Source organism: Streptomyces sp. WM6378 (assembly GCF_001279695.1).
Classification (GTDB): domain Bacteria; phylum Actinomycetota; class Actinomycetes; order Streptomycetales; family Streptomycetaceae; genus Streptomyces.
Genome location: NZ_LGDD01000317.1, coordinates 17080 through 29898, shown reverse-complemented (window position 1 = coordinate 29898; position 12819 = coordinate 17080). Strand labels below are relative to the sequence as shown.

Below are 12819 nucleotides of genomic sequence, written 5' to 3'. Positions count from 1 at the left end.
CCTTGCCGGGCCGGGAAAACCTCGCGGGGACGGACTTCCAGTCTGCCGGGCGGAACCCGGCTCTGAACGCGACATCGGTCAACTCGGCGACGCAGGAGCCGAGTTGACGAAGCGAGGATGGCCGCCGGGAATGAAGTAAGGCCCGCTCCCCAGGGGGAGCGGGCCTTACTTTCAGCTATCTACCAGCTGGGGTCAGAGCGTCAGCTCTGGCCGCCCGCCAGCTTCTCGCGCAGGGCGGCCAGCGCCTCGTCCGACGCCAGGGCGCCGGAGTTGTCGTCCGACTCCGAGGAGTACGAACCGCCGGAGACGCCCGCCGGGGCACCGGCCGGGGCGGCAGCACCCTCGGCAGCGGCGGCCTCGTCGGCCTCGCGGGACTTGATGACCTGGGCCTGGTGCTGCTCGAAGCGCGACTGCGCCTCGGCGTACTGGCCCTCCCAAGCCTCGCGCTGGGTCTCGTAGCCCTCGAGCCAGTCGTTGGTCTCGGGGTCGAAGCCCTCGGGGTAGATGTAGTTGCCCTGGTCGTCGTAGGACGCGGCCATGCCGTACAGGGTCGGGTCGAACTCGACCGACGCCGGGTCGGCACCGAAGGACTCGTTGGCCTGCTTCAGGGACAGCGAGATCCGGCGACGCTCAAGGTCGATGTCGATGACCTTGACGAAGATCTCGTCGTTGACCTGGACGACCTGCTCCGGGATCTCCACGTGGCGCTCGGCCAGCTCGGAGATGTGGACCAGGCCCTCGATGCCCTCGTCGACGCGCACGAACGCACCGAACGGAACGAGCTTGGTGACCTTACCGGGGACGACCTGCCCGATCTGGTGCGTACGGGCGAACTGCTGCCACGGGTCTTCCTGCGTCGCCTTCAGCGACAGGGAGACGCGCTCGCGGTCCATGTCGACGTCGAGGACCTCGACGGTGACTTCCTGGCCGACCTCGACAACCTCGGACGGGTGGTCGATGTGCTTCCAGGACAGCTCGGAGACGTGGACGAGACCGTCGACGCCACCCAGGTCCACGAAGGCACCGAAGTTGACGATCGAGGAGACGACGCCGGAGCGGACCTGACCCTTCTGCAGGGTGGTGAGGAACGTCTGGCGAACCTCGGACTGGGTCTGCTCGAGCCAGGCACGGCGGGACAGGACCACGTTGTTGCGGTTCTTGTCCAGCTCGATGATCTTCGCCTCGAGCTCCTTGCCCACGTAGGGCTGGAGGTCGCGGACACGACGCATCTCGACGAGAGAGGCCGGCAGGAAGCCACGGAGGCCGATGTCGAGGATGAGACCACCCTTGACGACCTCGATGACGGTACCGGTGACGATGCCGTCTTCTTCCTTGATCTTCTCGATCGTGCCCCAGGCACGCTCGTACTGAGCGCGCTTCTTGGACAGGATCAGACGGCCTTCCTTGTCCTCCTTCTGGAGAACCAGGGCCTCGATCTCGTCGCCGACCTTGACGACCTCGTTCGGGTCGACGTCGTGCTTGATCGAGAGCTCACGGCTCGGGATCACGCCTTCGGTCTTGTAACCGATGTCGAGCAGGACCTCGTCCCGGTCGACCTTCACGATGACGCCGTCGACGATGTCGCCGTCGTTGAAGTACTTGATCGTCTCGTCGATCGCGGCGAGGAAGGCTTCCTCGTTACCGATGTCGTTGACCGCTACCTGCGGAGTGGTAGAGGTGGTCTCGGTGCTGCTCGTCATGTGGGAAAGGGCTCCGGTTACGGACAGAAAGTCGTAGGTACTGCCACGCCGAGAGCCCGTATCGCCTCTGCAGAAGCCGGACAGCCTGGGAAGCGCCAATCCGGGTCGGTCCGGATGGCGCCTCGAGAACCGAGGGGACATACAACAGATGGAAGCGCGCCTGCTACGTCTGAGGTGCGCAGGCTCGCAGCGCAACTTGTAGCATACGGGGGCAGCCGGACACGGTCAATGCGCGAAGGCGCACACCCGGGGCGGATCCCCGCATTCCCGGCACAACTAAGGTTCCCCGAGGCCACGGTGGGGCCCGCGGACCTCTTTCGAGAACCTTCGGAACACGAGGTCGCGTTCCGCGCAAACTACAACGACGGACACGATGAGCCAAGAGATCCAAGCGTACGAGTCCGAGAACGGGTCCGATTCCGAGCCCGAGGCGACCAGGCGTACCGCCGACGACACGGAGAGCAGCCGGGCCAGCCGCGGCTGGTGGGACCGGAACGCCGACGAGTACCAGACCGATCACGGAGCGTTCCTCGGGGACGACCGGTTCGTGTGGGGCCCCGAGGGCCTGGACGAGGCGGACGCCCGGCTCCTCGGCCCGACGGAGTCCCTGAAGGGGCTCGACATCCTGGAGATCGGCGCCGGCGCGGCCCAGTGCTCGCGCTGGCTGGCCGCCCAGGGCGCCCGCCCGGTGGCCCTGGACCTCTCGCACCGCCAGCTCCAGCACGCGCTGCGCATCGACGGCGGCGCCTTCCCACTCGTCGAGGCGGACGCCTGCGCCCTGCCCTTCGCGGACGGCTCCTTCGACCTGGCGTGCTCGGCCTACGGCGCGGTCCCCTTCGTGGCGGACCCGGTGAAGGTCTTCCGCGAGGTGCGCCGGGTGCTGCGCCCCGGCGGCCGCTGGGTCTTCTCGGTCACCCACCCCATCCGCTGGGCGTTCCCCGACGAGCCGGGCCCCGAGGGCCTGTCCGTCGCGGCCTCCTACTTCGACCGCACGCCGTACGTCGAGCAGGACGAGAGCGGCCGCGCGGTCTACGTGGAGCACCACCGCACGCTGGGCGACCGGGTGCGGGACGTGGTCGCGGGCGGCTTCCGCCTGGCGGACCTGGTCGAGCCGGAATGGCCGTCCTGGAACACCCAGGAGTGGGGCGGCTGGTCCCCGCTGCGGGGCAATCTGATCCCGGGGACCGCGATTTTCGTGTGCGTACGGGACTGAGGCCGGTGCGGGACCGAGGTGCGGCGCCGGGCTGACGCTCGTACGAGGCCGAGCGCGCCTCGGGCCTGACCTGGCCCGGGCAGGCACTCCCCGGGATTAGTCATACAAGACCACCGCCCCTGTGGACAGAGCGTCACGCGGTCCGGCGGGACGTACGACACTGAGCGCATGATCCGAACCGACGCACTCGACGCCCTCCCGGTCCGTGAGGCCGTGCCCGAGCTGCTGGCCGCGCTCGACGAGCACGGGACGGCGGTGCTGTGCGCCCCGCCCGGCACCGGCAAGACCACCCTCGTACCGCTGGTCCTCGCGGGCCTGGTCGGGGACGGCCCGGCGCGGCGGGTCATAGTCGCCGAGCCGCGCCGGATCGCGGCCCGGGCGGCCGCCCGCCGGATGGCCTGGCTGCTCGGCGAGCGAACCGGCGCGAAGGTCGGCTTCACCGTGCGGGGCGAGCGGTCCGTCGGCCCGGACACCGTCGTCGAGGTCGTCACCACCGGTGTGCTCCTCCAACGCCTGCAGCGCGACCAGGAGTTGACCGGGATCGACGTCGTCGTCCTCGACGAATGCCACGAGCGCCATCTCGACGCGGACACCGTCGCCGCCTTCCTCCTCGACGTACGGGCCGCACTGCGGCCCGAGCTCCGCCTGGTGGCGGCCTCCGCGACGACGGACGCCGAGGGCTGGGCCCAGCTGCTCGGGAACGCACCGGTCGTCGAGGCGGCCGGGGTCGCACACCCGGTCGAGGTGGTGTGGGCGCCGCCCGCGCAGCCGGTCCGGCCGCCGCACGGCATGCGCGTGGACCCGGCCCTGCTCTCGCACGTGGCCGCCACGGTGCGCCGGGCGCTGGCCGAGCGGGACGGCGATGTGCTCTGTTTCCTGCCCGGCGTGGGTGAAATCGCCCGCGTGGCACGGCAGTTGGGCGATCTGCCCGGGGTCGAGGTGCTCCAGGTGCACGGCCGGGCCCCGGCCTCCGTGCAGGACGCGGTGCTCGCCGGATCCGACGGCCGGCGGGCGGTCCTCGCCACCGCGGTCGCCGAGTCCTCGCTGACCGTGCCCGGGGTGCGGGTGATCGTGGACTGCGGCCTGGCCCGCGAGCCGAGGGTGGACCACGCCAGGGGGCTCGGGGCGCTGACGACGGTACGGGCCTCACAGGCGGCGGCCCGCCAGCGCGCGGGCCGCGCCGGGCGCGAGGCCCCCGGCGCGGTCTACCGCTGCTGGACCGAGGCGGAGAACGTCCGCCTGCCCCGCTTCCCGGCCCCCGAGATCAAGGTCGCCGACCTGGCCGCCTTCGCCCTGCAGGCCGCCTGCTGGGGCGACCCGTCGGCCGAGGGCCTCGCCCTGCTCGACGCGCCGCCGGCGGGCGCGATGGCCGCGGCCCGTGCCGTGCTGACCGCGATCGGCGCCGTCGACGACCAGGGCCGCGCCACCGGCCGCGGCGCCCGCATGGCCCGGCTCGGACTGCATCCCCGGCTCGCCCGGGCGCTCCTCGACGGCGCCTCGGAGGTGGGCGGCCGGCGGGCCGCCGAAGTGGTGGCCCTGCTGAGCGAGGAGCCTCCGCGGGAGTACGGGGACGACCTGGCGGCGGCCTGGCGCACGGCGCGCCGGGGCGGGGACGGGTACGCGGGCCGCTGGCTCCAGGAGGTGCGGCGCCTGGCCTCGTTCGCCGGGAGCCATCCCGAGAAGGGCTCCGCCGAGGCCGCCGCCGGGCTCGTCGCGGCGCTGGCGTTCCCGGAGCGGGTGGCGCGGGCCCGTGGTGGCGGCTCGTTCCTCATGGCGTCGGGCACCGGCGCCGAGGTGGCCCAGGGCTCCGGCCTTGCCACGGCGGGCTGGCTGGCGGTGGCCGTCGCCGACCGGCCCGTGCAAGCGGCCTCCGCCCGGGTCCGCCTGGCCGCCGTCATCGACGAGGCGACCGCCCGGCTCGCCGCGGGACATCTGCTGGCGGAAGGCGAGGAGGTGCACTGGGAGGACGGTGACGTGGTGGCCCGCCGGGTGGCCCGGCTGGGCTCGGTCGAGCTGTCCGTACGCCCGCTCAAGAACCCGGAGCCGGCCCTGGTGCGCGACGCGCTGCTCGACGGCCTGGCGCGCGACGGGCTGAGCCTGCTGCGCTGGACCCGTGACGCGCAGGGCCTGCGCGAGCGGCTCGCGTTCTTGCACCGGGTGCTCGCGGAGCCCTGGCCGGACGTGTCCGACACGGCGCTGCTCGCCCGGGCCGACGCGTGGCTGGAGCCCGAGCTCTCGCGGGCCCGGCGCCGGGCCGACCTCGGGCGGATCGAGGCGGGCGCGGCACTGAGCCGGCTGCTGCCGTGGGCGACCGGGGAGGCGGCCCGCCTCGACGAGCTGGCCCCCGAACGCATCCAGGTCCCGAGCGGCTCACGGATACGGGTGGAGTACGGGGGTGAACAGCCCGTCCTCGCCGTCAAGTTGCAGGAGATGTTCGGCCTGGACGGCACGCCGGAGGTGGCCGGGGTGCCTGTGCTGGTCCATCTGCTCTCCCCCGCGGGACGGCCCGCCGCCGTCACCGCGGACCTCTCGAACTTCTGGCGCGACGGGTACCGGGCGGTGCGCGCCGAGTTGCGCGGCCGCTACCCCAAGCACCCGTGGCCCGAGGATCCGACCGTGGCGGAGGCGACCCGGTTCACGAAGGCGCGGCTCAAACAGTAGGGAGCGGCTCACAGGGAGCGGCTCAGGCGATGACGGGGGCGAGCTGCTCGGTGACGGCGGGAGGCGGATCTCCGGGGCGGCGGCTGCGCGCCTCCAGCCAGAGGGAGAGCGCGAGCAGCGCGAGCCCGAGGCCGAGGAATCCCCAGGGGAGATAGGAGGTGAGCAGCAGGACCAGGACGCGGTTCTTCTTGACGAGGTCGACGGTGTAGTTGACGTAGTCGTCGCGCATCTTGACGTCTCCGGCGAACACGGTGACCTTGTCGCGGCCCCCGAGGAGGGTGCCGCCGCGCATCTCCTCCTGGTTGAGCTCCTCGCCGTTGACCGGGGCGCCGGTGACGGGGTCGATCCAGAACTTGCGGGTGGTGGTGTACCAGAGGGAGGTGCCGGTGGTCTTCTCCAGGGTGCTGGAGTCGATGCCGGGCAGCGGCATCTTCTTCGGGTAGGGCACCTTGGTCCACGGGATGGTCTGCTCGAAGTAGTACACGTCGAGGCCGTGGAACTTCTGGGTGCCCTTGTAGTGGATGGGCGCGGAGGTGCGGGCCTGGAAGTCGAAGTACTCGTAGTCCCGCTTCTCGGTCAGGAACGGCCACTTGAACTCGATGCCCTTGCGCTGCACGGGGTCGCCGTCGACCATCTCACCGGTGGCGTGGACGGGCGCCTGGCTGTGCGCGTCGAAGATGTAGCGCTCGGGTATCTGGGAAACCATCTTGCCGTCGGGTCCCTGGACATAGGAGAGGGTGTCCCACACCACGACGTCCCTGCCGGCGCTCTTCTCGATCTCCTTGGCCGCCTCGACGTTGCCCTTCAGCGTCTGGACGACCGTCACCTTGGGGACCGTCTTGGACTGCATGGTGCCGTAGTCGATGAGGGTGGCGTTCTTCGCTTCGAGGACCGCCTCCTGGTACTGGCTGGGCGGGATCTTCGCCAGCCGGGGGAAGGCGTACCAGCGCAACAGGGGCGACAGGGCGCCGAAGAACACGGCAAGGGCGAGCAGGACGAGACTGGCTTTGCGTCGCATGGACCTGCTCTCCCTCTACTTGGGGTGCTGCTTGGGCGCTGCTTGGGGGCCGCTTGGTCTTGCTCGGCCCGGCTCTCCTGGCTGGCTCTACTTGGTCTGGGTGATCTTTCCCGGGGCGCTGGGGACGGTGGTGAGCAGCGGCTTCGGTGAGGTCTTGCCCTCGGGTGCGCCGATGGCGGAGACGGTCAGGACGAGGGCGAGGGCGGCGGCAAGACCGATCGCGGCGGCTATGAGGGCGCGCATGCTCGGCCTCCGTAGAGCTGATGGGTCGTCAGGAGTGGGCACCGTAGCAACGCGCGGCCGAGATGAGAACACGTGGAACAGCCCCTCTGCCGTCGGGCGGCAGAGGGGCTGCTGGGGACAACGGGACCGGGGCGCTCCTCAGGAGGCGGCGGCCACCTTGAGTTCGAGGGTGAGCGTGGCGCCGCCCTCGGTGGTGAGGCGGAGCAGGAACGTGCCGGTCTGGGTGTCCGCGTACATCTTCGGCAGGACCAGGACACCGTTCGCGTCGGTCTTCAGGTCCGTGAGCTCGCGGATCGGGTTGCCCTTGGCGTCCTTGAAGTACGGGCCCTTGTCGTTGACCTTGGGCGCGGCCTTCGGGTCGGCGCCGGCGGCCGGGGTCACGATCATGGTCGCGGATGCCGCCACACCGGAGGCGACGGCGCCCTTGTAGGTCGCCTTGACCGACACCGGGTTCGCGAACTCGCCGCTGGGCGCGGCCGTCAGCTCCTTGGTGTCGCTGCGGACCAGGTCGTCGGCCTGCCGGGCGACGACGGTCGCCTTCCACTCGACGGCGGACAGACCGGCCTCGGTGACGGTGGCCCGCACGGTGAACGTGCCGGTCTTCTCGCCCGCCTTCAGCGCGGGGGCGGCGGCCGTGCCGTCGGCCGCGGTGGCCACGGTCACGGTGGTGGCGCCGCCGGTGAAGCGGGTGTCGGTGTCGCCGACGATCTCGAACTTCACCGACACCTTGGCCATCGCCTTGCCGGACGCGTCCTTCACCCGCGCCGTCGGCTGCCCGCCGAACGCGCCGCCGGCGAACGCCGTCAGCTCCTTGGCGCCCACGCCCTCGAACGTCGTCGCCCGCGGCACGGTCGGCGTCGGAGTGCCGCCGCCGTCGGGCTTGGTGGGCGGCACCGTCGGCTTCACCGGCGGAGCGGGCGGGGTCGGCGTCGGCTTCGGCGACGGCTTCTGGCTCGGCGGCGCCTTCGGTGTGACCGGCGGCTGCTTGGGGGAGGTCTGGTCGCTGCGGCGGCTGGGCAGCGAGCCCGTGCCGTCGGGGACCTCGTGGGTGCCGCGCCGGTAGAAGTCGAACCACGTGATGACCGTGGTCAGGTACTCCTGCGACTGGTTGTAGCTCAGGATCGCCTTGTCGAGGTCGGCCTTCACCGCGACGTCGCGGCCGTTGCCGCAGAGGTAGAACCCGGCGGCGAGCGCCGCGTCGTAGACGTTGTTCGGGTCCTTGACCCCGTCACCGTTACCGTCGCGGCCCGAGGTCGCCCAGGTCGACGGGATGAACTGCATCGGCCCGACCGCCCGGTCGTGCACCTTGTCACCGTCGTACGCGCCGCCGTCGGTGTCGGTGATGTTGGCGAACCCGGCGCCGTTGAGCACGGGGCCGAGGATCGGGGTGAGGGTGGTGCCGTTGGCGTCGACCCGGCCGCCGTTCGCATGGCCCGACTCGACCTTGCCGATGCCGCCGAGCAGCTGCCAGGGGAGGTGGCAGTTGGGCCGGTCCGTGGCGAGCGCCGCCTCCGCCTTCTTGTACGCGTCGAGGACGGTGGCCGGTATGCCCTGCTGGTCACCGATCGGAAGCGTGCCGGTCGACGCGTTCGGCGGCGTCGGCGACGCGAGCGGCGGAAGGTCCGTGTAGTACGGGGAGTTGCCGGAGGCCGGGGCGTCGGGGGTGGGGGGCGGCGTCACATCGGAAGCCGCCTGATCCGTCGGGGTGCTCGCGTGCACGACTCCCGGCGCCTGCGAGGCGGAAAGCGCCGCCACCGCCAGCGCGGCCACCGCCGTGGTGCCCGCTCCCTTACGCAGTCGTCGGCCCATGTGCGGTGCCATACGTCAAGTCCCTCCCCGTACTCGGCTGTCCGCACTCCCCAGCGCGAGACTCACGTGACACTACGGCAACCACCGGCGCCAGGACACCGCGGGTTGACCGGTTTTCACTGATTCGCCACTTGCGCGTTGCCGGTTGATGGTGGGGGAACCGGTGCCGAATACCGAACGTTGATGATCACTGACGGGTAAATGGTGTTTGTCAGCTGAAGGTTGAAATCTGTCATTGGCGATTGGTCGTCTGTCGTCTGCTGTCGGCCCGCGGTCATGGGCCATCAGATTTCCAGGTGCCGACCGACATCTAACCGTCAACGGCTAACGGACGGCTAACGGGTATCGGCCGACAACCGGCAGCTGACGAACCATAACAACTACGGACAGACAGCCCAATCAATCGAGGGGACGTGCATGCCGTTCACGCTGAGCCACGCCGCGGCCGTACTGCCGGGCATCCGGAGGGACGGCACCGGGCGCGGCCGGCTGGTCGCATCCGCTCTCGTCGCGGGATCGTTCGCGCCGGATGTGACGTACTACGTGGCGACGGTCGCGCCGGCCGCGATGCCGTTCGGCCGGGTCACGCACTCCGCGCTCGGGGTCGTCACCGTGGACGTCGCGACGACATGCGTGCTGGTCGCGTTGTGGGTGCTGCTGCGCGAACCGCTGCTCGCGCTGCTGCCGAGGGCGTCCTGGCGTTCGCGGGTATACGCGGTCGTGCGCGGCGAGGTGTGGCGGCGGCCCGGGTCCTGGGCGCCGGCCGGCTGGTTCGCGCTGTCGGCGGCGATCGGTTCCGCCACGCATGTGGTGTGGGATGCGTTCACCCACTTCGACCGCTGGGGGATGCGGGTGCTGCCCGTGCTCGGCGAGAAGCTCGCCGGGTTCCCTTTGTACTGGTATGCCCAGTACGGCGGGTCGGCGCTGGCGCTGACCGGAATCGGCTGGTTCACGGTGACGGCACTGCGCCGGGCCAACCCCGCCCCCACGAACGCGGCAGCGGTCCCGCCCGGCCTCACCCCGCGTCAACTCCCCGTCGTTCTGGGCCTGTTGGCACTGTGCACGGCAGCCGTCGCGGTGTACCGGTGTCTGCGCTGGTACGCCTTCTACGGCGACGCGTCCGTCCTGGGCCTCATCCCGAGCGCCTGCTTCGGCGGCGGTACGGGGCTGACCCTCGGCCTGCTGGCCTATGCGGCGGTGTGGAGGTCAGGCCGCCTCGGCCGAACCGCGAACCCCGCGGCTCCCGACCCCGTTGGGCCCGGGCGAAAAGTCACCCGGGCCCAACGGGGCGGAGGCACGCGTTAGGGCCTGACCGCCGGACAGACCCCTAGTGCGCCGCCGACTCCCAGTCGTCGCCCGCGCCCACCGAGACGTCCAGCGGGGCACGGAGCTCCACCGCTCCGGCCATCTCGTGGCGGACCAGCGCCTCGACCTTCTTTCGCTCCCCCGGGGCGATTTCCAGGACGATTTCGTCGTGGACCTGGAGCAGCAGGCGGGAGGTGAGGCCCGCTTCGGTCAGGGCGCGGTCCACGTTCAGCATCGCGACCTTCACGATGTCCGCCGCGGTGCCCTGGATGGGGGCGTTGAGCGCCATCCGCTCGGCCATTTCGCGGCGCTGGCGGTTGTCGCTGTTGAGGTCGGGCAGGTAGCGGCGCCGGCCGAGCATGGTCTCCGTGTAGCCCGTGGCGCGGGCTTCCTCGACGACGCGCTGGAGGTAGTCCCGTACGCCGCCGAAGCGCTCGAAGAACGTGTCCATCAGGCCGCGTGCCTCGCCCGCCTCGATGTTCAGCTGCTGGGAGAGGCCGAAGGCGGACAGGCCGTATGCCAGGCCGTACGACATGGCCTTGATCTTGCGCCGCATCTCCGGGTCGACCTTGGACTTGGCGACGCCGAAGACCTGGGAGGCGACGGTGGTGTGGAGGTCCTCGCCGGAGGTGAACGCCTCGATGAGGCCCTCGTCCTCGGACAGGTGGGCCATCACGCGCAGTTCGATCTGGCTGTAGTCCGCGGTGAGCAGCGACTCGTAGCCCTCGCCGACGACGAAGCCCCGGCGGATGGCGCGGCCTTCGTCGGTGCGGACCGGGATGTTCTGCAGGTTGGGGTCGGTCGAGGAGAGGCGGCCGGTCGCGGCGACGGTCTGGTTGAACGTGGTGTGGATGCGGCCGTCGGCCGCGATCGTCTTGATCAGGCCTTCGACGGTGACCCGCAGCTTCGCCTGCTCGCGGTGGCGCAGCATGATGACGGGCAGCTCGTGCTCGGTCTGGGCGGCGAGCCAGGCCAGTGCGTCGGCGTCCGTGGTGTAGCCGGTCTTGGTCTTCTTCGTCTTGGGCAGGGCCAGTTCGCCGAAGAGGACTTCCTGGAGCTGCTTGGGCGAGCCGAGGTTGAACTCGTGGCCCACCGAGGCGTGTGCTTCCTTGACGGCCTGCTGGACGGCGCCCGCGAACTGCTGCTCCATGGCTTCCAGGTGGGCGCGGTCGGCGGCGATGCCGTGGCGCTCCATGCGGGCGAGGAGCAGGGAGGTGGGGAGTTCGACGTCGTGCAGGAGGTCTGCGGCGCCGACTTCCTTGAGGCGTTCGGTGAAGGCGCCGCCGAGGTCGAGGACGGCGCGGGCCTGGGTCATCAGGGCGTCGGCCTCGGCCTCGTCGTCGGCGCCGAAGGCGAGCTGGCCGTCGGCGGCTCCTGCGGGGGCGAGTTCGCGGCCGAGGTATTCGATGGACAGGGCGTCCAGGGCGAAGGAGCGGCGGCCCGGCTTGACGAGGTAGGCGGCGAGCGCGGTGTCCATGGTGACGCCGGCGATGGACCAGCCGTGTTCGGGGAAGACCCGCATGGCGGCTTTGGCGTTGTGCATGACCTTGGGCTGGTCGGCGTCCGCGATCCAGGCGGCGAAGGCCTGCTCGTCGGCCTCGTCGACCTGCGCGGGGTCGAACCAGCCGGCGGCGCCGTCGGCCGCGGCCAGCGCGATCTCGGTGACGCTGCCGGTGCCGAGCGCCCAGGTGTCGACGGTGGCCACGCCCAGCGGCTGCCCGCCGTGCTCAGCCAGCCAGGGGGCGAGCTCGCCGGCGCCGAGGACCGTGCCGTCGAGCTCCAGGCCGGCGGCGGGCGCCGGGGCCTCCTGCTCGCCGGCGCCCGGGTCGACGGCGAGCAGGCGCTCGCGCAGCGACGGGTTGCGGATCTCCAGGACGTCCAGGACGCCGGTCACCGCGGTGCGGTCGTAGGGGGCGCGCGCCAGCTCGGCGGGGCCCTTGGGGAGCTCGACGTCCTTGACCATCTCGGTCAGGCGGCGGTTCAGCTTCACGGCGTCCAGGTGGTCGCGGAAGTTCTGTCCGGCCTTGCCCTTGACCTCTTCGGCGCGCTCGACGAGCTCCGCGAACGAACCGAACTGGTTAATCCACTTGGCGGCGGTCTTCTCGCCGACGCCCGGGATGCCCGGCAGGTTGTCCGACGGGTCGCCGCGCAGCGCCGCGAAGTCCGGGTACTGCTGCGGGGTCAGGCCGTACTTCTCCTCGACCTTTTCCGGCGTGAACCGGGTCAGCTCGGAGACGCCCTTGGTGGGGTAGAGGACGGTGACGTGGTCGGAGACCAGCTGGAAGGAGTCGCGGTCGCCGGTGACGATCAGGACTTCGAAGCCGGCCGCCTCGGCCTGGGTGGCGAGGGTGGCGATGATGTCGTCGGCCTCGAAGCCGTCGGTGGCGAACCGGTCCACGTTCATGGCGTCGAGGAGCTCGCCGATCAGCTCGACCTGGCCCTTGAATTCGTCCGGGGTCTTCGAGCGGTTCGCCTTGTAGTCGGGGAACTCGGTGGAGCGCCACGTCTTGCGGGACACGTCGAACGCCACCGCGAAGTGTGTGGGCGCCTCGTCACGCAGTGTGTTCGCGAGCATGGACATGAAGCCGTAGACCGCGTTGGTCGGCTGGCCCGTCGCGGTGGTGAAGTTCTCCGCGGGCAGCGCGAAGAACGCCCGGTACGCCAGGGAGTGCCCGTCCATGAGGAGCAGGCGCGGTCGGTTGTCCGGGGTCTTCTTCGATGCTGTCTCAGCCATGCCCCCGATCCTGCCACGCCCCACTGACAATCCTGGCCAGTCCCGGCCCCGGCCGCCCGGCCCGGACGGGTCCGACCTGCCCGGCGCGGCTGTCGGTGCCGCGTGGCAGGATCGAGTACGTACACACCTCGTACCC

The 12819-nt window shown here is 71.1% G+C and carries 8 protein-coding genes; 3 read left to right on the top strand and 5 right to left on the bottom strand.

What is annotated here, in order from left to right:
• Positions 1-200: 200 nt before the first annotated feature.
• Positions 201-1700: a 30S ribosomal protein S1 gene (gene rpsA / locus ADK54_RS32130; RefSeq protein ID WP_053729297.1), complete on the bottom strand. Its 1500-nt coding sequence runs from the start codon at positions 1698-1700 to the stop codon at positions 201-203.
• Between the two features lie 373 nt (positions 1701-2073).
• On the opposite strand from rpsA, the gene ADK54_RS32125 reads away from it, so the two are divergent.
• The gene (locus tag ADK54_RS32125; RefSeq protein ID WP_053729296.1) at positions 2074-2913 is read left to right on the top strand and encodes a class I SAM-dependent methyltransferase; all 840 of its coding nucleotides are present in this window, start codon (positions 2074-2076) and stop codon (positions 2911-2913) included.
• Between the two features lie 168 nt (positions 2914-3081).
• Entirely contained in the window at positions 3082-5574 is a 2493-nt protein-coding gene (hrpB, locus tag ADK54_RS32120) for an ATP-dependent helicase HrpB (protein WP_053729295.1), read from the top strand.
• 22 nt (positions 5575-5596) lie between these two features.
• On the opposite strand, the gene ADK54_RS32115 is transcribed toward hrpB, so the two are convergent.
• From ADK54_RS32115 to ADK54_RS32110, 3 genes are all read right to left on the bottom strand, one after another.
• The gene (locus ADK54_RS32115; protein ID WP_053729294.1) at positions 5597-6592 is read right to left on the bottom strand and encodes a DUF3068 domain-containing protein; all 996 of its coding nucleotides are present in this window, start codon (positions 6590-6592) and stop codon (positions 5597-5599) included.
• Positions 6593-6679: 87 nt separating this feature from the next.
• Positions 6680-6835, bottom strand: a complete 156-nt coding sequence (locus ADK54_RS45245; protein WP_107090671.1) for an SPW_0924 family protein — start codon at positions 6833-6835, stop codon at positions 6680-6682.
• 138 nt (positions 6836-6973) lie between these two features.
• Positions 6974-8656, bottom strand: a complete 1683-nt coding sequence (locus tag ADK54_RS32110; RefSeq protein ID WP_053729293.1) for a lytic transglycosylase domain-containing protein — start codon at positions 8654-8656, stop codon at positions 6974-6976.
• A gap of 405 nt (positions 8657-9061) precedes the next feature.
• Here ADK54_RS32110 and ADK54_RS32105 point away from each other — a divergent pair, with 405 nt between their 5' ends.
• The gene (locus ADK54_RS32105; RefSeq protein WP_053729292.1) at positions 9062-9949 is read left to right on the top strand and encodes a DUF4184 family protein; all 888 of its coding nucleotides are present in this window, start codon (positions 9062-9064) and stop codon (positions 9947-9949) included.
• Between the two features lie 22 nt (positions 9950-9971).
• On the opposite strand, the gene polA is transcribed toward ADK54_RS32105, so the two are convergent.
• Positions 9972-12683, bottom strand: a complete 2712-nt coding sequence (gene polA / locus ADK54_RS32100; protein ID WP_053729291.1) for a DNA polymerase I — start codon at positions 12681-12683, stop codon at positions 9972-9974.
• Positions 12684-12819 lie beyond the last annotated feature (136 nt).

What these genes read in the sequence shown, in the direction of transcription:
- rpsA (WP_053729297.1), bottom strand. Translation starts at nt 1,700, where the DNA reads ATGACGAGCAGCACCGAGACCACCTCTACCACTCCGCAGGTAGCGGTC.
- ADK54_RS32125 (WP_053729296.1), top strand. Translation starts at nt 2,074, where the DNA reads ATGAGCCAAGAGATCCAAGCGTACGAGTCCGAGAACGGGTCCGATTCC.
- hrpB (WP_053729295.1), top strand. Translation starts at nt 3,082, where the DNA reads ATGATCCGAACCGACGCACTCGACGCCCTCCCGGTCCGTGAGGCCGTG.
- ADK54_RS32115 (WP_053729294.1), bottom strand. Translation starts at nt 6,592, where the DNA reads ATGCGACGCAAAGCCAGTCTCGTCCTGCTCGCCCTTGCCGTGTTCTTC.
- ADK54_RS45245 (WP_107090671.1), bottom strand. Translation starts at nt 6,835, where the DNA reads ATGCGCGCCCTCATAGCCGCCGCGATCGGTCTTGCCGCCGCCCTCGCC.
- ADK54_RS32110 (WP_053729293.1), bottom strand. Translation starts at nt 8,656, where the DNA reads ATGGCACCGCACATGGGCCGACGACTGCGTAAGGGAGCGGGCACCACG.
- ADK54_RS32105 (WP_053729292.1), top strand. Translation starts at nt 9,062, where the DNA reads ATGCCGTTCACGCTGAGCCACGCCGCGGCCGTACTGCCGGGCATCCGG.
- polA (WP_053729291.1), bottom strand. Translation starts at nt 12,683, where the DNA reads ATGGCTGAGACAGCATCGAAGAAGACCCCGGACAACCGACCGCGCCTG.